The sequence below is a fragment of the Halorubrum californiense DSM 19288 genome (assembly GCF_000336875.1).
Lineage (GTDB): Archaea > Halobacteriota > Halobacteria > Halobacteriales > Haloferacaceae > Halorubrum > Halorubrum californiense.
On the sequence record NZ_AOJK01000081.1, the window covers coordinates 26,954 to 49,807 of the forward strand.

Here is a 22,854-nt window from a genome sequence, read left to right on the forward strand (position 1 = left end):
AGGGCTGAAAGGCTCGGTGAAGCGGGCATCGCGAATCGACGGCGGCAGTCGGGAGCGCGCGGCTGGCCGTCGAGATCAGAGACCTCGTCGTACGCATGGTCAGAGCCGATGAGCGCACCGCATGGATCTGGCAGGCATCGGAGCGCTCGTGACAGTAGCTGGTGAGACACGAGACACACCGAGGTTCACTCACTGGAGAACGGCCACCAGCCGCTCGAGGACTCCTCGTCGGCGGGCTCGAGCTGTCGGCGGCGCTGGCGTTCCGTCTCGAGTGCTGTCCGAAGCCGCTCGTTTTCTTCAAGCAGCGCTTCAACGCGGTCGGTGAGCTCGGCGATCCGCTCACGACGGGCGTGGGCGCGGTCCGGGTGGGTCGGCGGTAACTCGGTGAGGTCCTCGCTCGGTGGTAACACATCGACCCCAGCGACAGCCGACTCATCGGGAGGCGTCGCGTCAGTCGGCGTCGTGGCCGCAGTGTCGAGGCGAGCCGACTCGTCGGCTGTACTGGACTGATCGTCGACCGAATCAGTCGCCTCTGGCGGTGAGTACGTGTCGTTAGTCGCCCGAACTGCCCGCTCGATCGTCTTTTCGCCGTAGGTGCTGCCGTCGGCGTAGTGGACGGCATCCCACTTCTCACGAAATAGGTCGGAGCGGCGAAACAGCCGGTCAACACGCGTGGGGTCGCCACCGGTCCAAAAGGCGAGCAGCCGACACAGCGCCAGGTCCGCCTCGGAGTGGCTTTCGTACCCGCTTGTTGAGCCGCCCCACAGCCGGCTGAACTTTGCGCCGTTGGCCGCGTTCTGCGCCCGCTCGAGGAGTTCGTCATCGGCGATGGGTACGGGCGCCTCTGTCGGCGCTGACTCGGTAGCGTCCGACGGCGCGGCCGACCCGGTCGTCGGTGTGTCGCCAGGGTCAGGGTCTGCGTCTGGGCTGAGTTGCTCGTCGGCGAGCGTGGCGAGCGCGTCTGTCCGGGCCATGGCGGTGTCGGGCGTGTCCGGAACGTGGTCGCCGGTCACCGTAAAAAACCGCGACCGGTCGTACACCTCGAGGTCGCCCGCGCGGTTGCGCCCGTCCGGGAGTTCGCCGGTCACGATCACGTGATACCCCGTCCCCGAGGGGCTGACTTCGGTGTACGAATCGAGCGTGTCGAGGATATCGGCGGCCCACGCGGCCGGCGTCTCGGCGGCCGGATCGCGACAGTCATCGAGATCGATCCCCACGAGCGGGTCATCGGCGGTAAACACGAACCCCAGCCCGTCGACGGCCGTGGTCGTGACTGCTGCTCGAGCCGTCGCAAACGAGGTCCACGTCTCGGGCGTGGTTGTCGACGCAAACTGGGTTTCCCCCGGGATGATCGGTACTTTGGTTGGCTTGCCGTCGCGGTCGTGGGTGCGCCAACACACCCATTGGTCACGGTCGACGAGCGCCGCGGGGAGGGCCTCGGCTGGCGGCGGCGATGCCATCAGTTCGTGAGTACTGATCACAGTGCGCACGCAAAATAGCTATCGCCGACACCCGCCCTGGAGCGTGGCGGGGTCCAGAGGAACGAGGTGTGAGATCCCCGTAGTGGACCCGACAGGTGGCCTGCCACCCCGGCTCGGATCGATGACCGAACGCAGCGAGATTTTCCCCGCGAAATCGGCGCAAACCCGCGAATACCGGACAATTACAGGGATCGATCCCCGCCGCAGTCCCACCGCGTTCAACGCCTGTGACTGGGCGACGCGACTCACTGCGTGCCCCCCAGTGACGAGGGCGACGCTCTCACCGCGCCGACAAGCGACACGCCAGTCGAAAATCGCCAGCCAGCACGGGGGCCAGCCGTCACCACCCGGGGAGCAACATGTGCGCCCTCCGTGGGCTGAGTCAGCAACACCTCAGACTGCTGAGAGACGAGATCGGCCAGAACACCCCCGGTGTGTCCGGGGTGTTCCGGGAGTCCAGTCGAGACACATCAGCGAGCAAACAGCGGTAGCCGCCCGCTTGGCGGTGCCACGCTCATCGCGACGCTGTCACAGAGCCGGCGGCTCTCGCGCTGTACTGGTGAGTTTCATCCGGCGTGGCGCATCCCACTCAGTGTGTCGCGGGTCGCGTTCGAGGTGAAACGGTGGCGTGACACGCGTTTCCACACGGGAGTACTGCGGCGGGCAAACGACTGTAACAGTTGGGGTCGGTGGTCGGCACGATTATGGCTCCACGACGAAACCGCGAGCGGGTTTCACACCGAGTGGACGCCACCACACTGCGTGTCGCTGCGGCTGTCTTAACCAACAGATCATCCACAAGTAGGCGTCTGTTGGTTAATCAACGGGCTTGCGTTCTGATCTAATTACCCCGCCACAACGTAGCACAAAATTTATGATAGCGTATGTGGATGTTTATCGTGTTGTGTGATACCACGACTCACAATAAGCACCACTTCCCAATGTCTACAACTGCTCCTCCACCATCGGCCGTCCGTGTCACAGTTCGCGCGGTGTGTCGCCGCGTCCTCCTGAGCGGGCTGGTGCTCGCGGTCATTGCCGTCGAGCCCGTCGCAGCCCAAGAGTCCGCCGTGTGTGAGGCCGACCGGCTCCCGGAGATGATCTCGGGATTCTTCCAGCTCACCACCGCGATCGGGCTGATGGGGTTGGTCGTGGTGTGGCAGGCGGACTCACTCGTCGAGCTGTTTACGCTCCGGCCGGAACAGCGCGAGGGGCTCAAACGCCACAAGCGGACCGCGCTCCGGTCGACAGTGATCCTGGTCGTGTTGGGCCCGTTGTACACCGTCGCGGGCAGCGTGATGAACCTCCCGCTGGCCGACTGTGTGGACCTCGTCCCGTGGTGAGTCCGGATGCGGGCAGTCGACGCCGCCCCCACGGCCCTGTGTGTGAGCCTGCTCATCGGCGTCGCCTTGGTGGCGGCCGGCCAGGCGGCGGCCCAGCCACCACCTCCACCAGCCAACGAGACGCGGACCGTCGACGCCCGCGACCCCGACCCGTGTCTCACACCCAGCCAGTATAACGCCACGTACGGCCACACACCCAGTCCCACCCAACAGCTCGCCACGTGTACCGACCTCACCTATGACGCGCCGCCAGCGCACGCGGCCACACAAACTGACGCCGCCTTCGCGGCGCTGACGCCTGGCAACGCCACCACCGTTGTGGCGCCGCCGGGCGCAAATCTGACGACACAGGGGCTCGTTGGGGACGCCCATGTCACGCTGTTCGGGGTCCACCCGGCGACACGTGTCGCAGTAACACCGACGGAGCGCCGGCCGTACATCGCGCCACGCGGGACGGTCCGCGCGCTCGTCGATTACCGGGTGCGAGCGCCGAGCGGCAACCGGTCGGTCGTGAGCCACAGCGTCGAAGCGGTGCGCGTGTCGATCGGCGACGAGCAGGTTGGGAACGCGGCAGGCACACAGACACCCGTTATCGAGTACACCACGACCCAGAACCGCCAGCAGCCGCTGACGGTCACCGCAGAGATCACGGTCGGCGTCGCGCCGAACGGCACGACTGAGACTGTGACCACCCAGACGGTCACTGTCACCGACACGCGGTCGGTGTGGATCTACCGGCTTCAGCCTGATGCGTCCACCGCGACGTTTCCAGACGGCGACACCGGTCTCGCCGTGTATCAAGGCGCACCGTGGCACGGCGTGACACTCACACGGAGCGAGCGCCAGCGCGTGCGCGGCGTGTGGCGCTACTACACCGCGCGGGCGACGGGATGGGACCGACTCCGTGTCCATCGGGCAGTAACGACGAGGACGCGAACGCCACCCGCCCCACCGCTGCGCGTGGTTGCGTTCCCGGCGCGGATCGGCCCGCGGGCGGTGCCGGTGGGTGACGGCCCCCCCCTGACGGCCGTGTGGGGCGTCTCGCGGCCGTCGCCCGCGACACAGCTTGGACCCAACGTCTCCGTCGGCGTCGTCACTGACAGCTACACGCGGACGTACGGGCTTGCGCTCCGGAACGCGACACTCACGCCGGCCAGCGTGCGGGTTCACGGGGTCGTCCGTGGGGTGTCGACGCCGCTGTCGTCGCTCACCCGGACTGACCGCCCGATTCGCCGGCCCACTCTCTCGGTGCGGACGGTGTCGACGGTCACGTCGCAGGCGACGATCCGGATTGCGCTTCATGACCCGGTGACGGGCGACCCAATCGATCTCGACGGTGACGGGCCCCCCTCGCCGATCGGCGATGACGGGCCGGCCGGCACCCTCCGCGTGAACGGTGAGCCGGTCGCGCTCAACTACTCTGGGGTGGCGACGGTCACCGTCGCGGAGCCGGGACTGTACACCGTCCGCTTTGAGCCGGCGTCGTGGCGCACCACCACGCCAGCGTACGTGGCCGCAACGGAGAGCGTGCGCTGGCACCCGCTCGGCACTGTTGGCGGTTGGCTCCAGCTACTCGAGACCGTCATCTGGGGCGGGCTCCCCCTCATCATCGCGTGGGTTGCCGGCCGCCAGCTCGGCCAGTTCGTCTCTCCACCAGACCCATGACACACACGTACCCCTCCATAACGAGACGTAGCGTGCTCACAACCGTTGCTGCCGGGAGTCTGACCGTCGCCGGCTGTTCCGAGAGCCGTGCGCCAGCCACGACGGGCGCGGGTGCTATCACGGAGGTCCGTGTTGACGACACCACGCTCGTCGTCGAGTACGACGCCGACACGAGCGCGACCGGCCTCGCCGTGATTGCGCCCTCCGGTGAGGCGTTTGCCGAGCGTGAGCTCACACCCGGCGCAAGCCAGGAGAGCATTCCCATTGGGACGACGTACCCACCGGGCACCTACACCGTCCAACTCGTCGATGCGGACAGTGTTGTGGCTGCGGTTGAGCGGTCGCTTCGACCCGAGGTCGTGATTCGGGAGCTGAAGCTTGCTCGGAACCACCCAGAGGAGATGTACGAAGGCGCGACGAATCAGGTCGTTCGGACCGAGACCATGCTTCACGTAGAGAATCAGGGAAGTGGACCAGAGAAGCTGGTACAACTCCGATTTGATGGATACGTCCCACGGCCGACGCCAGAGCAGTCGGACGATAGTGGAATTGTTGTTGTTGACGACCAGCCGGAATTCCATACCGAGCCGGTCATCGACCCCGGTACTTCTGTGGAGTTGTACTCACGGGAATTTCCGTTCTCATCCAGCAGTCAGGAAGCGAGTTGTGAACCAAATGGGAGTGATGGGCAGTTTACCGTAACTCTCGTTGGGTCCGTCAGTGGAGACAGTACTCAACAAACGTACGAAGTCACATACGAAGGGGAGGACCTGCTCACCTGTGATATCTCGATTCAGGAGGGTGAGTTATGAGTGGGGTCTCACTCACAGACGTTGGATTTCAGTGGTTCCTAGATGCTGTTGAACAGATCATCGAGTGGTTTGATGATGGCGTCAAAAACGGATACCGCGATCTGACGGAAGCACTCTTCGGAACCCCAGTTCCGGAGGCGTCCAATGGCATCCCACTGGGGGAGCCGAATAACGAACCGTGGGTCCAACTTTACGATTCACTGGTCGCCGGAGAGGTAGCACTCATCGCTTTCTTGATTCTCATCGTATGTGTTCAGGGCAGACATATAGTTCGTATCTTCAATTTCGCAGACCCAATACGGGATAGGAGAGTGCGCAGGTCGGCGTGGACTGGCGTGATCCTGATCGCGACTTGGTACTGGGTTGCTGTGACCTCCTTATTCCTCATCGATGGCTTTGCCATCGCACTTGTTCCCCCGGTGAGGTCAGTCGTGGATCCCTTGGTTGATTTCCTCGATGTTACTCTCTCAAACCCCACCTTGGGATTGATTCTTGCATTCGTCGGCGCGCTCGCCATGTGGATACTCCAAGCCCTACTGTACCTCCGTGAACTCCTGTTGTACGTCTTCGTGTACGCGATGCCGATCGCGATCGCGGTCGCATACGGTGGGATCCCCGTGTTGTCGGATATCGCCGCCCGCGTGGCAGTCAAGTTCATTCCCCTGGCGGTGATGCCGCTCCCAGTCGCGCTGCTGTTCCGCGGGTACGACCTCCTCATCGGCGGCGACGCGGCGACACTCGCACCCGAGAGCCCGTTCTTCGGCTATCTGATCGCGGTGTCGCTGCCGGTGGTGAGCGTGTGGATCATCTGGCGGCTGTTCGCGTACGCGACCCCACGGCTGGTGCGTACCGTGGGCCGGGTGACCGGGCTGACCGTCACCGCGGGCGCGGTTGTCGGCGCCACCGCAGTTGCGGGCCCATGGGCGGGCGCCACCGCGGCGCGATGGGGGCCGAAAGCCGCGGCCGGGCAGGCGGCCGCCCAACAGCTCGGCGGCGAGCGTGACCAGGGTGAGACGACGACAGCATCGGCACCAGCCGTGCGAAGCACCGAGACGGGCGCGCCCAGCTACCGGCGCACCGAAAACGAACCCCGCCCATGAGTGACCAATCTGACTCGCCGGCGAGCCGGCGCGTGATGGACACGCTCGGAACGGGCCGCCAACTGCCAATCGTCGGGATCGACGAGCGGGATCTGTACGTGCTCGTCGGCTTCCCCATTGCGGGGTTAGTGGGTGGCGCGGCAGTCGGCGCGGACGCCCTCGTGTTGCCGCTCGTGTGTGTTGGGCTCGCAGTTGGCGTCGCCGTCGTGTACGCCGCGCCGCGACAGCTCCCCGCCAGCACGTGGCTTGCCGACCTCGCGCGGTTTTACCTGCGTCGGCCACGGGTGACGCTCCACGCGGCAGTGGCTGACGAGGCGACGGCCGGTGGTAGTGAGGGTGTCCCGCGGCCGTTCGCCGTCGACGAACACACCCAAGCGCTGACGGGGATCAAGCGAGCGTGGCCCGGCCACGGCGCAATCGAGCAGGCGGACGGGACGATGGCGACGTACGTTGAGGTTACGCCGGGCAACATGGACTTCGCGATGGCCGACGACTGGGCTGCGCGCCAAGCGGTGGGCGAGGCGTTCGCCGACCAAGAGCTCACCTTCCAGCTGACGCTGTACACGACGACCGAGCCGTATCCGGCTGCGACCCTCGTCGACCAGCTTGAGGCACGACTGGCCGACCCGGACGTGAGCGCAAACGAGTCGCTCCGCAGGCTCATCGCCGCCTACCGCGAGCAGCGACCCGCGGATCTCGCGGACACCCACCGAGTGCGCTACTTCCTCGGTGTTCAGGTCGCGCCGTACGACGTCTACGAGCGCCACCCAGACGAACGCACGCCGGCGGAGCGACTCACGACGCTCCCCGTCGTGGGCGTGTTGGTGACGCCGTTCGTCACGCGGCGAGAGCGCCTTACGGAGGCCGAGCTACGGGGCGCCCAACTCGAGACGCTTCGCGAGCGGGTGCGGACCATCGAGACCGAGTTCATCGGCAAGACCAGTGACGCCGCTGGGCGGCGGCTCTCGACGGCAGAGCTGTTAGGATTGGCCACGCAGTTTTGGACCGGAAGCGACAGTGAGACGCCGCCGGTTGCCACACACGCGGGGGTCGATCACGAAACACGAGGGGATCGCAATGGGTGACGTGGTGGTCGTGGTGGCCGGGCTCGACTCGCTGTCAGCCTCGACGCTCGTCTTGGGGGCGACGCTCAGCGGTGGGCTCCTCGTCGTCGGAATCTTAGTGGGGGTGTGGGTACAGGCGCGGCAGCCAACCCACGATCCCGAGGTGGATCTGTCGGCGTTCATCGAGCCGCCGGATTCGCCGCCGGCGGCAGATCCCGCTGTTGCGTCAGCTAGCCAGCGGGATCAAGACGCCGTCGCGCCCGCAGCCGTCGAGTGGGAGAGTCGGTGTGCGCGTGTCGGCGACGAGTGGACGACCACCCTGTACATCGCCGACTGGCCGGATTATCCCAGCGACGGCTATCTCAGCGAGCTGTTCACGCTGACAGATGTCCGGTTTCACGTCACTGCGCAGGTCAGCCCGCGGGATCAGGAGCGGGCACTCGATCAGCTTCAGGCGGCCGCAGACGATCTCAAGGTTGACGCCGATCTGGAGTCAAGCGTTCGCAGCACGTATCTCCACGACCGCGCGACTGAGGCAGCGGGAACCTACCGCGCCGTTGAGGACGGAACGCGCGTGTTCTCGCAGGCGGTGTTCGTGACCGTGCGGGCGGCCGACCGGGAGGACCTGCGGGCGGCCGTGCGCCGGGTGAAACGCACACTCCGTGAACAGCCCGCCCAGCTTGCGCCGAAGACGGCGATCTGTGCCCAACAGCGAGCGCTGCGGAGCGCGGCGCCGTTCGGTGGGGCGCCACTGGATCGCCGCACAACGGCGTTAAGCGGCGCCGTGGGCGCGCTGTTGGCGTCGCCGCACCGGCCCACCCTGTTAGAGGCAGACGGCGTCGAACTCGGCGTCCAACGGCATACGGACACGCCCGTCGTCGTCGATCCCTTTGCCCGGGAGAACGGGTACGCGACCTTTACGGTCGGTGACCCGGGCTCGGGCAAGAGCTTCAGCGCGAAACAGCGATTCATCCGGTCGGTGGCCCACCACGAGGACCGCATTGGGGTGATCTTAGAGCCGCTCAACGACTGGGCGGGCGTCGCCGAGGCGCTGGACGCTCAGCGGATCACGGTGGGTGGCACGCTCGGGATCAACCCGCTCGAGATCACGCCGCCCTCCGAGCAGGCGCGGCACCGGCAGGGGGCTGACGCCAGCCCGTTCACCGAAAAGAAAGAGCGCGCGATCAGTTTCCTCGCGAACTTCTTTGCGCACCGCGGGATCACGCTTGGCGATCGGCGGACGACGCTGGAGCTGGCGATTGAGACCGCGTATCGAAACGCCGGGATCACCGAAGACGTGACCACCCACGACCGGGCAAGCCCCACGCTGCGTGACGTGATTGATGTCCTCGAAGGGATTGTCGCTGACCCGACAGCCCACACGCTCCGGACGGACGCCGAAGCCGAGAAACTCAACGCCGATGCGACGTGGCTCATCGACCAGCTACGGCCCTTCGCCCCGGACGGCCAGTTCGCCCACCTGGGCCGGGCCAGCGAGATCGATTTCGGCAGCACCGATCTGGTGTATCTGGATCTGGCCCAACAGGAGGGCCGGGTCGGCGGGCGGACGAGTCTCGTGATGCAGTTGCTCATCTCGTCGGTGTACGAGCGCGCTAAAGAGACGGACAAGGAGGTGGTCTTCGTGATCGATGAGGCTAGGTATGTGTTGCGTGACGCCGAGAATCTCGCCTTCCTTGAGACGATCTTTCGGCACCACCGCCACCATGATCTGTCGATTCAGCTGGTCACACAGACGGTCGATGAGTTCTTCGAGCGATCCGAAGCGGAGATGATCCTCGATCAGTGTGCGATCAAGCAGTTCCACCGGCTGGACGGGATGGATGACCACTGGGCGACGGAGTTCGGGTTAAACGACGCCCAAAAGCGATTCGTCCAAGAGGCGGTGCCCGGTAACGAGGAGTTGGGGTACGCCGAGGCGCTTGTGGGGGTCGACGGTGAGTGGCGCGGGATCGAGATCCGAGCGCTTCCCGCCGAGACGGCGGTGATCGAGGGGACTGGTGAGGGCGATCTGTAGATGGCCTCGCGTGGCTGGTGAGTCGGCAGAGACGATTAGTGAACAGCGTCAAACAGATCTGTGAGTTCGTCCAGCCCATAGAGAGTCGTATCAGAACGGTCGTCAGTGGCCCTACGCAGCTCATCGGTGAACCCAGACCGAGAAAAAAGCGCATATCGCACGTCCCGATCAGCTCCTTGCCAGCGGACCTCCGGCTCCAGCGCGGTGAGATCATCAAATACCGTGCGGCCAACGGGTGTTGCGGTCCACTTACACTCACCGAGGAGCAGCGTGTTCGTATCCCGGTTGATTCCGACAATATCGATCTCATCACCACCGTACCACCAGCGACCGACCCGCGAGCAGGAGACAGGGAACGCACTCGTACGAACCGCCTGTTGACACACCGTCTCGAAGGTTCGACTCGTGTGTGTGGAGAGTGTCTCGGCGATCGTCGCTCGAACCGGCGCTGTCTGCCCCTGTTCGAGCGTGCCCCGATTTGGTGCCACGTACCGAAACCAAAACCGAAGGAAGTCGTCTGTGAGCCGATAGAGTCCGCGACCATCTGGGTCTGTGACTGAATGCTCTCGTTCAAGAATCGCTAACTGGGTGAGATTCTGTAGATACCGAGAGAGGCTGCTGGCATCGCGTCCGATTTCGTTGGCGATCTCAGTGACACGGGTCGCTCCATCGGCGATCGCTTCTAAGATGGCTAGATACGTGGCGGGCTCCCGAAGCTCCTGCCGTAACAGAAACTCCGGCTCCTCGTAGAGAAACGCACCCTTCGAGAGGATCGCCTGCTCGATGTTCGCAAAGAGAGCTTGTTCCGGATCGAACTGTTCGAGATACGCGGGAACGCCTCCCAGAACGCTGTACAGCCGGATTTGTGTCTCCAGATCAGTGTTCGGAAAAAACGGACGGACATCCGCGAACGACAGCGGTGCGAGTTTCCATTGTCCCGTCCGCCGACCGTACAGGGGGCTCTCGTAGCTCAACACACCATCTTCCATCATCGAAATCGATGACCCCAACAGGACAAGCGAGATATTCGTCCCATCCAAGACATCGTCAACGATGGTCTGAAATACCGATGGGATCGTCTCATCTTCAGCCACGAGATACGAAAACTCGTCGAGTGCTACCACGCATGGACCGTCAATACGAGCGGTGAGATACCGAAACGCCTCCACGAAGTCATCGACATCAGGAGTGATGTCATCGAACGCGTCAGCACACTGTGCCGCAAACCGTCGGGCATTGTGCTGTGTCCCCCGCTCGTCACAGAGATAATAGATTGACGTGAGCTCTAGTTCTTCAAGCGCGGTCGTTACGAGCGTCGTTTTACCGACACGTCGTCTCCCGTAGACGACGAGTAGCTGTCGCTCCTCTCGAGAGAGGTGTGAGGTGAGCCACTTGCGTTCTGCCGTCCGGTTTATCATTATGTGTACGATCATATTATCGCGTTCATAATAACTGTTCGGTTGGTTGCGACCGCGGCGATGGTGGAAATGGTGGTTCCTTGTGGCTGCGTTTATCGAGTACGAACGGGTCGATACGATCGCAGAGCGCGCAGCGTGCTCGGTGGACGGTGCCCGCAACGCACTCACGCAACTGACTGAGATGGGCATCGCGACACGGCGTGGGAACCGCCCGGTGGAGTTCCGACGGAACGACTCGTACTTCCGGTGGAAGCGGATCGAAACCCTTGCGGATGACCACTCACGTTCTGAACTCCGAGAGCGACTCAGCGAACTGATCGACGAAGACGCCGAGTTCCAAGACCGGTTTGCGGTACCGGATCCAAACGCAGTTCCGTCTACACGACTCGCTGACAGCGATCACACAGCAGTCCACGAGTCGCTTGAGTCACTGTCGCGCTGGCGGACGGTTCGGTACGATATCGAACTCCTCCAAGACGCCATCACGCGAGTTGAGCGTCACCAGCATGGCGACGATCAGGCCGGACTCTCCGCGTGAGCAGCACTCAATGAGACCAATCGCGGAAGCACTCGATCGCCGCCATGGGCGTCCCCTCAAACTGCTACGTAGCTTGCTGAACAGGTTGGCGTAGATAGCAACTGAGAGTGCCAGAGTGGCAGCGGGAATGATGTTACCGTCGAGTAATCGCGACCAGCTGTCCATCAGTGAACGTTGCTTCGAGACTACTGTAGTCGCCGTCGATGGTTCGGTGAAATTCGAATGTGCCATGGTACTCCATATTCACCCACTCCTGATCGACCTTGGTAATTGCCCCGCGCAGGCCGTCGATCTCGTGTTCGAAGCCGCCGATCTCGTCGTTGTATCCCGGACGGTCTTCCTCGGGAACGCGCTCATACGCAGCCGCTTCTTTCAACAGACGCGCTCCTGACGTGACCTTGTAGGTGTCCATCATCGGCGGGTGACGGGCGATCGATTTTGTCTGCCACGTGATGTCGAACGGGTCGGCACCGATAGCAGGAAACTCGATATCAAGACCATCCTCGAACGTGAGTCTATCAAACGGTCCCATGGGTGGTCAGTCAATTCGGAGGGAATGGTGTATTCATTGGTTCTCGCCACTGTTCGCGACGTTTTGGCTACTATGATGTGGTCGCTACGATCTCGTAAAAGTAGGGGTCGCTTGGACAGTGATCACACAGTCGTGTCCGGTGGTGCTCGCCCGAGAAGTGCTACGGAGAATCGAGGAGAGAACCTCGACTCTCGGTAAAGCGTGAGGGGAGTCTGCTCAGACGCCGCGGTCCCGGAACGTCCAGCCGTTCGGCAGGTTAGCGTCGAAGCCGGCCTCTTCGACGTCGTCAGAGTCGCTGCGCGACAACCGATCCGACTGCGGATCGCAGCGTCTCTACGTCGATGCCACTCTGGTCAAGACGGACGTACTCCTCTCGGACGATCATCTCGAAGACACGTGTCTGTACTTCGCCAGTCGTGACTGTGTTTCCTGCCGCTTCAACAGCTTCGACGGCTCGGTTGACCCGGGTGTCGGTCACGAGTTCGCTGGCAACCGCTGGTGGCTCATCGTGAGCGAGTTGGTCAGTCGGTTGTTCACCAACAGTGGGCTCGGTCAAGAGTGCGTTCCCACCACTGCGGTTCTCAATCCGAACCCCTGCGGCGGGGCCATCATACCACGCAGAGTCTGGCATCTCGAACTGTTCGGGAGAAAAATCACGGACGTTCACCTCTTTCTGAAACGTGTTCACTGGCGTGAGATTGAGGCGCGCAAACACCTTGTCGGCCCTGTCGCTGGGGACAAATTGCTCGTTGGATTCGCTCCAGATGGCAAGGCCAAGAAACGACGGCAGTCGCTCCCAGTCGTACTCAACACCCACGTGACACGGCGCAACACCGAAGAAGACGTACGCTGACGGGTTCTCAACAGCGCTGTGGAACGCATCGCGGTCGAACTCGTCTCGAATGTGTCGAACAGCATGCTCATATTCCGGTGGGATGTCATCGAAGACCCGCTCTCGGTCTCCGAAGATCAACAGCCCAGATGACTCCATTGTGAACCGCACCCGCGGCCCGACAACGTGCTCACGGAGCCAGAGGTGTCCGCGCGACAGCAACCCTTCGGGGGCGTCTTCGAGCTGCGGTGGTGAGGGGTGCGATTTCATGAAGCGATGTCAGTTCTTCTCACCGCGAGATTAATATAGGCCCTTGCTGTCCTCCCGCGACCGCAGCGCCACTCAAGTTGACATCCTCCTCCGCCTGAAGGCGGAGGAATCCCACGGCACCGCACCGCTGAGTTGGGATATTACGGTTCGCGGTTCACGACCTGTTCTCGCGGGGCGAAACTACCCTCGCTGCGGTCGAACAGGTGAACCGCTGGCTGTGCCAACCAGCCGTTATCCCTATCACCGCCATCCGTGGCGAGACTCGGGAGTACCTTTTGTCGAATGTTCTCCGCACCGTTCACGTCCGCGTTCGCAACCGTCTCGCACTCCTCGCACACGTACAACCCACGTTCGACACGTTGGTTGTCGTCTGTGTGGCCGCACGCCGAACAGGACTTCGACGTAGCCCGTTCCGACACCAACTCCATGTCGATGCCTTCGGCTTCTGCCTTGTAGTCAAGCAGCGTCGTGAAGCGGTCGAACGCCCACCCGTGTAAGTCGAGATTGCCGTGGTCGCCCCAGTTGCGTGGTTCGCCGTTCTTGTCGTCTTCTCGGATGCCACCGAGGTCGCCAACGACAAGCGTCCCAACACCTCGTTCGATACACTCCTCGACAATCGCTTTCGAGAGTGCGTGCAAGAAGTGTGCCCGACGACCAGTCCGCGTCCGGTCAAGACGGGCGGCCTCACGAGACGAGGGATCGTCGCACTTGGCTTTCTTTTTCGTGAAGTAGTATTCGTCCTCTTTGAGTGCGCCACCGGGATACAACACCGACTCATCGCCGAACGAGACGGCAGCGAAATTACAAATCCCGAGGTCAACACCGCCCACCTCGTCGCCCGGTGGGTCCGGGTCGATGACGGTGCGACAGACGAATTGAAGACGCCACTCGTCGCGCTTGTAGATCGCGCGAACCTGTTGAATGTCCCACTCGGTCAGGTCAACGTCCGGGCGAGTCTGGTACTCACACAGGATGAAGTCTGAACGGTGTTCTTTGAGGTTGCGGCCTTTCGAGAGGCGAACACGGGTGAACCGTTCGTCGTGCTTGAAGCCAGCCGCTTTGAACGACACGGTTGAACGCGGGTGGGAGTCTCCATTTTTGCGGTAGCCGGGCGGTCGGGCACGGTTATCGCCGTTCCGACGCTTGCCGAACCAGCCGTTGAACGCTTCAGCGAGTTCTTCGAGAACGCGCTGACTGGATTGAGAATGCAAGTCCGTGTAGCGTTCGTGACTTTTGAGTTCGGCTTTGAGTTCCCCATCATCGGGGATCTCGCCCGTTTCGTCCCACTGTTCTTGTGCGTAGTAGCGACCGACGTTCCAGAGTTTTGAGGCGGCCCATCCGAGTTGGTCGAGGTCGTCACGAACCTGCCGCTGGTTCGTGATGGTGGCCTCGAAGGTTCGGACGGTTCGACTCATTTATGGCTTCATAACTGGTTATGGATGGCATTTTGTTAATAGTGTCGGTTGGCCTGGAATATCCGGCCTTGCTATCGACGGTTGATTGCGGAGGCGTTGTCGGATTCATCCTGCGCCTAAAGGCGCAGGTATTCTCCTTGATTTCGTATAAGATCTCTAACCTCGAGAGCCGACCTCGCTGAGACGGACTGTCGCAAGTTCTCTGCGCAACTGCGACGGGCCGGTTTTACACACCCTGTCAGGCGGCTCACCGCGAGTGGCTCCGGTGAGGAGCTCGCGGCGGCGTGAAGCGTTCGTGTTCAATTCCTCACATCCACCCACTAACCTTCGATCGCGTCGCGACGCGACACACCCACCCCACCGGTTCCGCTGTTAGTACGGGGCGGACGCCGCTATTTCAGTCCCACGGAAGAGTCCCCACTCACGCCGACTCCAACAACGTCGACAACCCGCTCCGAACCGCCGACACGGACTGTTCGAGTTGATGTTCGTTGTACTTGCCCCCGTCTTTCCCTCGATTATGCTCTGTCACACCAGTGATCCCCAACTGTGCCAACTCCCCCAGATAGTCACGGACAGACCGCTCCGAGACCGGGCTCACCCCTTCCGAGTGCGCGACGGACCGGTACGTCTCGACGACTTCACGCGTCCGAACCGGCGTGTCGCCGCGCTCGTGGAGCCGTGTCAGTGCGTACAACACGAGCTTGCCGTGCTGCGAGTAATTCTGTATCCCCTCGACAACCTGGTCTGTTTGAACGCGCTCGCGGGCTTCCTGGACGTGCGACTCGGTCACGACATCGGACCCGCTCTCGCGGGCGACATCACCCGCCTCCAAGAGGAGATCCAAGGCCTTCCGTGCGTCACCGGAGTCTTTCGCTCCATAGGCGGCACACATCGCGATCACCCCGTCTTCGAGAACGGTATCTTGGAAGGCGACCCGTTCGCGCTGTTCGAGAACGAGTCGGAGCTCGTCGGCATCGTACGCGCTGAAGGACACCTCCTTTTCACACAGCGACGATTGGACCTTCGAAGAGAGTTGCGTCCGGAAGTCCAAGTCGTTCGAGATCCCGATAACGCCGAGCTTCGCCTCGCTAATGTCGCCGTTTGAGCGCGCACGGGAGAGCTTGTAGAGTAGGGAATCGTCGCCGATGTGATCGACTTCGTCGAGCACGATGAGTACCGTCCCGCCATACGCATCGAGTTCGTCGAAGAGGAACTCGTACACGCTCGCTTGCGGGTATCCCGTATTGGATATCTGCCGGCCCGGTTCACGGAGTTCGTTAACCAACTTTACAGCGACCTGGTAGGACGTGTTCAGCCCGTCGCAGTTGACCTCGATCGTCGTGAGCTCGAGCTCCGGTACGTCGGTCGCGTCTCGCTCGAGCGTGCGGAGCAGATAGCGCGTGGCCGCGGTCTTACCCACGCCGCTTTTTCCGTAGAGAAAGACGTTCGAGGGGGTCTCGTTGTTGATGACCGGCTGGAGGGCGGCGTGGTAGCGGGTGAGTTCTTTGTCGCGCCCGACGAGGCTGTCCGGCGTCCACTCTTCGAGAAGTGCCTCCCGATTCTCGAAGATGGCATCGTTTGGCGTGAACGAGAAATCGCCCATACTGACAGCCTACCCTACTCGGATATAAAACCATTACTTCTGTTGTTTCCGGTGTTACGTGCTGTTTATATACTATCGAACACCACCGCTTCCGCTGTTTATGTTGCGATATCTTGGACGACTCCGTAGCCTCACTTCGCTCACCAGCAGTCTGCCGACAGGCTTGGTGTCTCGTACTAACAGCGGAACCGATGGGGTGAGCGAGTTCACCCCCGAAAGACAACTGCTAACAGCGGAAGTAGTGGGGTGGGGGTCCTCTCGGATTGCGGAGCCCCATCGTCTGGGTCAACAGCGGAAGCAGTGGGGTAGGAGGGTCTTTACAGGGGAACACCGAGAACGCCCACGGCTTCAGCCGCGGGAAGAATCTGACTCGGACGTCTCGGAGTCGAGCGGCGTGCGGGTGAGTCTGACGGTCTCGTCGTCTTCCTCCGCCGAGAGTACGCGCTCGCCACGCGTGGTCCCCACCCAGAAAGCTTTCACAGGACCACGCGAGATGCCACCTGTGTCGCTGGCCATCACTCACTTCGCGGTCGGAGGCATCTGTACGGCCCTTGTCGCGCTGTATTTCTTCCCGCCGACACGATACGCACGCACACTTGTCCTCCTTGGCGGCGGCTGGGGCATGCTGCCGGATGTCCACTGGGTGGCGCCGCTGTACGCCACCGAACTCAAAGCCCTCCATGCCTCCGTGTTCACGAACATTTTTTGGTTTCACCAGACGCTCGATGTCGTTGATCCCACAGACTCGTACACGGTGGCGGCGCTCGCGCTCGGCGCGTTCATTCTTGTCGTGAGCCTTGGTGACTACTGGACGTACCGGATTGCTGAACGCACCACGAACCCAACTGATCCGGGCCCTCTCAGAGTCGTCCGCTCGCTTGACACGCTTGTTGGGACTGCTGGCGTGCTCGGGCTCACGTGCGGGGTCGGGATCCTCGCTGTCGGGGGCCTCCACGCTGGTATCGACGAATTCCGAGGATTGTATCTTGGCGTGGGAACAGCCCTCGCGAGTACCGGGGGATTCGTCCTCGGCGGCCAACTCACCCTCGCGCCGTGGGTGACCGGGCGTTTCTCAGCGACGGCGACGCGTGTGCTTGCTGGTACCGGGAGTCTCGTGCTCGTGGTCGGTGGCGGGACACTTGCCGCCAACCCCCTTCGATACGGCGTGACGGCACACTCAGTCGTTGTGGGCGCTGTTGGCGCGCTACTGCTCGTGTTGGCCGTTGCGTGTGCGCAACTCCGGCCTCAGCATAATACAAGGTGGAGCCTCCGACCTCAAGGAGCGAGCGGAGCGAGCGAGTAGGTCGGAGAGGAAACCGACCCGGCACGACCCCAGCCACGTTCGATTGTCGGTCCACTCCTCATAGAATCGTTACAAATTTAAAAACGAGAGTATACATCTGAAGTACGGATGGAGGTCCGCCGCACCGTCCCTGTCAAGCTCAATGTGGCCGACAGCGACGCCGACCTCCTCGATGAAACTATCTCCGAGTTCCTGTGGGCTGCCAACTACGTCGTCGACCACGCCTGGCAAGGCGAGTATAAAACGACGAGCAAAGCCCAACTCCAACGGGAAACCTACGACGACGTGCGGGCTGAGACACGGTTACAAGCGAATCTCGTCCAGAACGCCCGCAACAAGGCCGCCGACGCCGTCCAAAGCGTCGTCGCCCGCTGGAAACAAGGCGACTACGCAGGGAAACCGCACTTCACCGCTCCCACACTCGTCTACGACAAGCGGTGTGCGACGTTCAACGACGACCATGCGACGCTCTCAACCGTCGAAGGCCGCATCACGGCCGAGTACGTCCTTCCAGACGAGAGCCGCGAGACGCCCCACTCGGAGTATCTGTTCAACGACGACTACGACGTAACGGGCGCAGAACTCCACTACCGCGACGGCGAGTTCTACCTTCATGTCCGCACAAAGGCGGATGTGGAGTCCGAGACTGCCGACGATGGCAACGACGAGCACAGCACAGTCCTCGGCGTTGACCTCGGCATCGAAAACGTCGCCGTCACATCAACAGGCACGTTCTGGAGCGGCGCAGAGCTAAACCACTGGCACCGCGAGTTCGAAAAGCGACGCGGGTCACTCCACCAGCGTGGAACTCGGGCCGCCCACGAAACCATCCAATCGGTCGGACGCACCGAGACAGGTCGGTACGACCACTTTTTACACACAGTCTCGAAAGAACTCGTCGCAGAAGCCGTCGAATACGACTGTGACGTGATCGCGTTCGAGAACTTGACTGGAATTCGTGAGCGGATGCCGAACGTCAAGAAGTTCCACGCGTGGGCCTTCCGACGCCTGTTCGAGTACGTCGAGTACAAAGCCGAGATAGTCGGCATCTCGGTCGAGCAGGTGAGTCCTGCCTACACCTCCCAGCGATGTTCGAAGTGCGGGACGACACTCCGAGAGAACCGTGAGACGCAAGCACGGTTCTGTTGCCAGAAGTGCGGTTACGAAGTGAACGCCGATTACAACGCAGCGAAGAATATCGGTCTGAAGTATCTCCGCTCGACGCAAACGTCGTCGGGCGGAGGCGCACCCGTAAACGTGCGCTTGAATCGCGGGACGTTGAATGTGAACGGCGATTACGAGCCTGCCAGCGATGGCCAGAACAGGAGTCCACGCGAAAGCCCCATCACCAGAACCTTCGGTTCTGGTTAGCAGTCAGAAGCTCCGCTTCTGACGACCCCCTCAACGAAGCGAACGGCAACGCCGTGAGCGAGTAGGGTGGGGTAGTTTACAGCTAGCCAGTCACCAGCCGATCCCTCTCAGCTCTGGTCGTCTCCTCGTGCGTATGTGGCCGACAGCACGTGATGGAATCTGGGGTAGTTCTTAACCAACGCTAGCAAGCTACAACGGCGGTTGTTGGTTAAGACCTCGTCTAGCGATCCACATCGACCCGTGTTTTCCGATGGCAGCAGAGATGAGACAAGCCCTTCCGCTCGACGAGTGCGAAAAAATCACGATCTTGTTGCGTTCTATGGAGTGTCTCTTGGTGGCACATTCTTCCGACAGGTTGAGCCGCGGCCTCCGCTCTTCGACCCTTCAGCAGGATTTTATGAGAAGTGACACAGACACTACAACATAACCGATACCCACAGATGCTCCCACCGCTCACGACAGCAACAGATGGCCCGTTCGCGTGGGGATACGATCGGACACTACCGCTGCCAACGCATGATGACGCTGTCGCGACCTACTATCCACAGACGGATCTCCTCTACCTCAAAGCGCCAAACGCCGATGTCGACGAGTGGGCGTTCGCAGAGCCGAACGAGTGGAGTCTCGACGCCATCGCCGACGCGACTGATTCTGCCGAGACAACCCCGGAAGATCTGACCCTTGCTGACGTGTTCGCGGCGCTGGACCACGAGCTAGACACAACGGTTGCACACGAGATCGGCCACGCAACACTGAGCAAGCGAACGCCACAGCAGAACCCCTCGCTCATACTGACGCTGGCACAGAACGGCATGTTCGGACGGGCAGTCTCGAAACCCATTATGAGCGCGATGAACTCCGCCGGTTGGGACTCACTTTCGCTGCCGGCGAGGCCGGGATTGCGCACACGCAGAATGTGGCTGCCCCGATACACGAAGCAATGGCGTCGATCACCCAGGCGTGTCTGGCCGACGGGTCGACAGCTGAGAACCTTCGCTCGCGACTCGACAGGCTCGCGACTGGACTCGGGGGGCCTGCTGGCTGGACGCTTGCGCATCCCGGATACGACCCCTTCGCGCGCGAGGCTGACACTGATGAGAGTTGGTCGCAGTACCTCCGCTCGTACGAACTCTCGGTGCTCGCCGCCGTCCAGCCGCTTTTTACCGCGTTCACAGACGAGGTGGTGTACGCGCTGCTCACGGCCGCCGCGACGGCGTCGATCCGTGCGCCGATGGGTGAGAGTGACCGACTCGTTGACGACCAGCAGTTCACCGTTCCGACGGTCGTGTTTGTTGACGCCATCGCTCAGCTCACGACCGGGACGCGGCTCTACCAAGATCTGTTTGACGCTGGCCTGTCGCTTCCACACCTCGCCAGTGTGTTCGAGGAATCTGTCGGAACAGGTGGGGCTGGCGTTGATCAGGCCGGTGAGACGCTAGCAGACGCGTATTCCGCGACAATGGCGAACACTGACGTTTCTCACGCAGACGAGATACTAACCCACACGACAGCCACCTATCGCCGGTCGAGTGTACCGTCATTTATTCTCGTTGAGGAACCGGCCACGGAGACAGTCCGCCTCCACGCGCTTACCGAGGGGTTACCGCTGTCGCATCTGGCCATGACGCTGCTCCGTGTCACGTACCTCCAGAGCCTCTACGTCGGCCGCCCCCGGTTTCAAGACGAGACGTACTCGTCGTTGCTCCGCGCGTTGATCGCCAACGCTCCGGGGCTCCCAGATGAGCCTGTGGCGTATCTGCGACGTCTGACCTACCTTACTACGCGCACCGCTGACCAGCTCTCACGTGAGACGTTTCCGCAGAACGTCCGCGCACAGTACGCGACACGAAATTCGAGCGCAACGAGGTGGCTGAGGCTCCGTAGCGAACTCGAAACGGATCGCTCGGTCGACACAGACGCCACAACACTCACCTACGAGAGCGGCATGCCGCTCACATATTTCCTCCCAGCAGCGGCGGCTACCTACTTCGAGGATCGATTACTCGCGGAGGCTATCGAGACGTACACCGCATACGCGAGATACGCGCTCACACACGAGACGAGCGAGACCTTTGGAGCGCTCATCCACATTTTCTCACAGTTCGAGGCGACCACGCCGGCGACACCGAGGCTGGGTCCGCTCTATAGGGCGATGGCCGCGTGGGCAAGCGATCAGGCAGATCCCGATGGAGCGACTGCTCGCGTCTTCGGCACCGCACTCGCGCGCCTGTTTGTCTTCCCGAGCACGGAGTCGACAGCGTGGAGTCGTCGGCTCTACGCTGAGTACCGCGAGCGTGCGACCAACGCGGACGACGACTCACCGCTTCGGCCACTTATCGCGACTGGCCTCGCCCGGATTGTCCGGGCTGACACCCAGACGAGCGAGGCATCGATCGACGACGCCATCGGCTCATTTCTCAGGCTGATCGTCACAGCTGAAACCGACCTCTCACAGAGCATCGCGTCGATCGGTCTCGGCGTCGCGGACGCGGTCGAGATCGTGTGTGACCGCAATCCGGAGGCACCGAACACACGCCGGAAACAGCTCCAGGCCCTCCGAGACGGACTCTTAGAGACTGCCAAGCAATCCGACTTAGGCCTTCCTGCCTCCGTCTGGGTGAATATCGCCGCCGTGAGCGCCGCGTCGGTCGCACAGCGGGGAATGCCGCCTGCGTTCGCTGACGAATACACGACTTTCAGACGGCTGGCCGTGGCCATTATCGAAAATACCTCTACTGAGTGGGGGGCGTTTTACGAGCAGTTTACTTCAACGCTTGTTCGCGATTGTGCGCCCTCAACAGTTACTGCGTGGGCCGAAGTTGAACTCTCTATCCTCACAACGAGCCAGACTGACGTCGGCACCCCGTCGGCAGTGACGCAGCCGAGTCGACTGGCTCGTTTCGTGAGTCACCTACTCCAATCGCTAGCCACAGCGCATGCGTACGAAACCGCCGCGAGCGTTGCCGACCAGCTCCGCGACCGAGCGATCTCTCACCTGTCGTGGGGAGAGTTGACACCGATCCTCCAGCGGCCACTCAAGACGCGGGTTAGCCAAGAAACGCTTGCGGACGACCCCGACGGCTGGCGACAATTCACACGAGAGGCGTTCACCGGCGATGCGTCGCTGACGCAGTCGCGACGTGTGTTCATCTCCGTCTACGGAAGTCTGCTCGCGTGGCTCATCGAAACCGGGCATACGGGGCCCAATGGAGGCACCATCGTTGACGATATGCGAGAGGTGGTCAACACGACTACGCTTCCGGCAGAGGCCCTGATGGGTGCCTTCGGGTTTGCGACCGCGGTTGTGGCTCGTGACGGTGACCGGGCCGACTCAGCGACCGTGACGTGGGTGAGTTGGCTCCAGCAAACGGTCGGCGATATCGCTGCGACACGTGCTAACACAGCCGCTCTGATCCATGAATACGGACTACAGCTTATTACTCATCATGCGCTGTTCGATGAGCCGTCTGCGGCGACGGCGTCGCTCACGGACCTCCTGGCTGTCTTTTCCACAGAGTACGGGACAGCGACCACCACTCGGCTTCCCGCCCTGCTCGGGGCTGGAATGGTCGACATTGGCCGCTACGCCGTCCAGTTCGACGAGGGTGACCTCAGCGAGTGGATGGACTGTGTCTACGACACAGCGGAACAGCACGCGCGTGCCGCCCCCGACCAGGGACCGTTCCTTGCGAGTACGCTCACTGCGTTTGTCCAGCAGATGCTTCAGCGACGGCGCCAGACTTCTGGTGCCCTTGTTGACGCACTCACCTTAGCCACGGCGTATGCCAACCAGACGGCCTCTCGATCCCAGCTTGATGACCTCCCAGCGGCCCTCTGGGTGTACACTACCGCGCAGGTTGATCGCGACTACGACGGCATCGAACGCACCCGCCTCCTTCGGACGCTCCGACACACAGCCCCTGCCCACGTCGACTCTCACTCGTGGAATGCGTTCGCGGCGAAGATCGAGCGATACGAGTCCAGAGCCGTGGGTGACACCACCGGTGCCATTGAAATGCTTGGTCCTGTCATTGATGAGACGGAGACAACTCGACTACCAACCTCGTAA

At 62.1% G+C, this 22,854-nt stretch carries 16 protein-coding genes; 10 read left to right on the forward strand and 6 right to left on the reverse strand.

Annotated features, from left to right (window positions below):
* Window positions 1-185: 185 nt before the first annotated feature.
* On the reverse strand, window positions 186-1,460 hold the full coding sequence (locus C463_RS16875) for a phage NrS-1 polymerase family protein (RefSeq protein ID WP_049906092.1): 1,275 nt from the start codon (window positions 1,458-1,460) through the stop codon (window positions 186-188).
* Between the two features lie 1,013 nt (window positions 1,461-2,473).
* Here C463_RS16875 and C463_RS16880 point away from each other — a divergent pair.
* From C463_RS16880 to C463_RS16905, 6 genes are read left to right on the forward strand one after another with little or no spacing between them, the layout of a single operon-like run.
* Window positions 2,474-2,824 (forward strand): hypothetical protein, encoded by a 351-nt coding sequence (locus C463_RS16880; protein WP_008446230.1) that lies wholly within the window; start codon window positions 2,474-2,476, stop codon window positions 2,822-2,824.
* 6 nt (window positions 2,825-2,830) lie between these two features.
* Window positions 2,831-4,489, forward strand: a complete 1,659-nt coding sequence (locus C463_RS16885) for a hypothetical protein (protein ID WP_008446232.1) — start codon at window positions 2,831-2,833, stop codon at window positions 4,487-4,489.
* Window positions 4,486-5,301 carry a hypothetical protein gene (locus C463_RS16890; protein WP_008446234.1) on the forward strand — a complete coding sequence of 272 codons (816 nt, stop codon included), beginning with the start codon at window positions 4,486-4,488 and terminating at the stop codon, window positions 5,299-5,301. Before C463_RS16885 ends, C463_RS16890 begins: the two co-directional genes overlap by 4 nt.
* The gene (locus C463_RS16895; RefSeq protein ID WP_008446236.1) at window positions 5,298-6,401 is read left to right on the forward strand and encodes a hypothetical protein; all 1,104 of its coding nucleotides are present in this window, start codon (window positions 5,298-5,300) and stop codon (window positions 6,399-6,401) included. The genes C463_RS16890 and C463_RS16895 overlap by 4 nt, the downstream gene beginning before the upstream one ends.
* Window positions 6,398-7,486: a hypothetical protein gene (locus C463_RS16900; RefSeq protein WP_008446239.1), complete on the forward strand. Its 1,089-nt coding sequence runs from the start codon at window positions 6,398-6,400 to the stop codon at window positions 7,484-7,486. The genes C463_RS16895 and C463_RS16900 overlap by 4 nt, the downstream gene beginning before the upstream one ends.
* On the forward strand, window positions 7,479-9,500 hold the full coding sequence (locus C463_RS16905) for a VirB4 family type IV secretion system protein (RefSeq protein WP_008446240.1): 2,022 nt from the start codon (window positions 7,479-7,481) through the stop codon (window positions 9,498-9,500). Before C463_RS16900 ends, C463_RS16905 begins: the two co-directional genes overlap by 8 nt.
* A gap of 35 nt (window positions 9,501-9,535) precedes the next feature.
* Here the strand turns inward: C463_RS16905 and C463_RS16910 are convergent, their stop codons facing one another.
* Window positions 9,536-10,918: an ATP-binding protein gene (locus C463_RS16910; protein ID WP_008446242.1), complete on the reverse strand. Its 1,383-nt coding sequence runs from the start codon at window positions 10,916-10,918 to the stop codon at window positions 9,536-9,538.
* 82 nt (window positions 10,919-11,000) lie between these two features.
* On the opposite strand from C463_RS16910, the gene C463_RS16915 reads away from it, so the two are divergent.
* Window positions 11,001-11,456 carry a DUF7342 family protein gene (locus tag C463_RS16915; protein WP_008446243.1) on the forward strand — a complete coding sequence of 152 codons (456 nt, stop codon included), beginning with the start codon at window positions 11,001-11,003 and terminating at the stop codon, window positions 11,454-11,456.
* A gap of 133 nt (window positions 11,457-11,589) precedes the next feature.
* Here C463_RS16915 and C463_RS16920 read toward each other — a convergent pair whose 3' ends face one another.
* The 4 genes from C463_RS16920 to C463_RS16935 form a co-directional block, all read right to left on the reverse strand.
* Window positions 11,590-11,988 (reverse strand): hypothetical protein, encoded by a 399-nt coding sequence (locus C463_RS16920; protein WP_008446244.1) that lies wholly within the window; start codon window positions 11,986-11,988, stop codon window positions 11,590-11,592.
* Between the two features lie 286 nt (window positions 11,989-12,274).
* Window positions 12,275-12,979 carry a hypothetical protein gene (locus C463_RS16925; protein ID WP_008446246.1) on the reverse strand — a complete coding sequence of 235 codons (705 nt, stop codon included), beginning with the start codon at window positions 12,977-12,979 and terminating at the stop codon, window positions 12,275-12,277.
* A 251-nt stretch (window positions 12,980-13,230) separates the two neighbouring features.
* Window positions 13,231-14,505 (reverse strand): RNA-guided endonuclease InsQ/TnpB family protein, encoded by a 1,275-nt coding sequence (locus C463_RS16930; protein WP_049906093.1) that lies wholly within the window; start codon window positions 14,503-14,505, stop codon window positions 13,231-13,233.
* A gap of 421 nt (window positions 14,506-14,926) precedes the next feature.
* Window positions 14,927-16,111, reverse strand: coding sequence for an orc1/cdc6 family replication initiation protein (locus tag C463_RS16935; RefSeq protein WP_008446252.1), 1,185 nt, complete (start codon window positions 16,109-16,111; stop codon window positions 14,927-14,929).
* Window positions 16,112-16,613: 502 nt separating this feature from the next.
* On the opposite strand from C463_RS16935, the gene C463_RS16940 reads away from it, so the two are divergent.
* The 3 genes from C463_RS16940 to C463_RS16950 all read left to right on the forward strand — a co-directional run bounded on the left by C463_RS16940 (window position 16,614) and on the right by C463_RS16950 (window position 22,854).
* On the forward strand, window positions 16,614-17,414 hold the full coding sequence (locus tag C463_RS16940; protein WP_239638932.1) for a hypothetical protein: 801 nt from the start codon (window positions 16,614-16,616) through the stop codon (window positions 17,412-17,414).
* 108 nt (window positions 17,415-17,522) lie between these two features.
* Complete coding sequence (locus C463_RS16945) at window positions 17,523-18,785, forward strand: RNA-guided endonuclease InsQ/TnpB family protein (protein ID WP_008446256.1); 1,263 nt, start codon at window positions 17,523-17,525, stop codon at window positions 18,783-18,785.
* A gap of 940 nt (window positions 18,786-19,725) precedes the next feature.
* Window positions 19,726-22,854, forward strand: coding sequence for a hypothetical protein (locus tag C463_RS16950; RefSeq protein WP_008446258.1), 3,129 nt, complete (start codon window positions 19,726-19,728; stop codon window positions 22,852-22,854).

Coding starts and splice junctions, on each gene's coding strand:
- C463_RS16875 (WP_049906092.1), bottom strand. CDS start 1,460: ATGGCATCGCCGCCGCCAGCCGAGGCCCTCCCCGCGGCGCTCGTCGAC.
- C463_RS16930 (WP_049906093.1), bottom strand. CDS start 14,505: ATGAGTCGAACCGTCCGAACCTTCGAGGCCACCATCACGAACCAGCGG.
- C463_RS16890 (WP_008446234.1), top strand. CDS start 4,486: ATGACACACACGTACCCCTCCATAACGAGACGTAGCGTGCTCACAACC.
- C463_RS16905 (WP_008446240.1), top strand. CDS start 7,479: ATGGGTGACGTGGTGGTCGTGGTGGCCGGGCTCGACTCGCTGTCAGCC.
- C463_RS16910 (WP_008446242.1), bottom strand. CDS start 10,918: ATGATAAACCGGACGGCAGAACGCAAGTGGCTCACCTCACACCTCTCT.
- C463_RS16900 (WP_008446239.1), top strand. CDS start 6,398: ATGAGTGACCAATCTGACTCGCCGGCGAGCCGGCGCGTGATGGACACG.
- C463_RS16920 (WP_008446244.1), bottom strand. CDS start 11,988: ATGGGACCGTTTGATAGACTCACGTTCGAGGATGGTCTTGATATCGAG.
- C463_RS16950 (WP_008446258.1), top strand. CDS start 19,726: ATGGCGTCGATCACCCAGGCGTGTCTGGCCGACGGGTCGACAGCTGAG.
- C463_RS16945 (WP_008446256.1), top strand. CDS start 17,523: ATGGAGGTCCGCCGCACCGTCCCTGTCAAGCTCAATGTGGCCGACAGC.
- C463_RS16925 (WP_008446246.1), bottom strand. CDS start 12,979: ATGGAGTCATCTGGGCTGTTGATCTTCGGAGACCGAGAGCGGGTCTTC.
- C463_RS16885 (WP_008446232.1), top strand. CDS start 2,831: ATGCGGGCAGTCGACGCCGCCCCCACGGCCCTGTGTGTGAGCCTGCTC.
- C463_RS16895 (WP_008446236.1), top strand. CDS start 5,298: ATGAGTGGGGTCTCACTCACAGACGTTGGATTTCAGTGGTTCCTAGAT.
- C463_RS16935 (WP_008446252.1), bottom strand. CDS start 16,111: ATGGGCGATTTCTCGTTCACGCCAAACGATGCCATCTTCGAGAATCGG.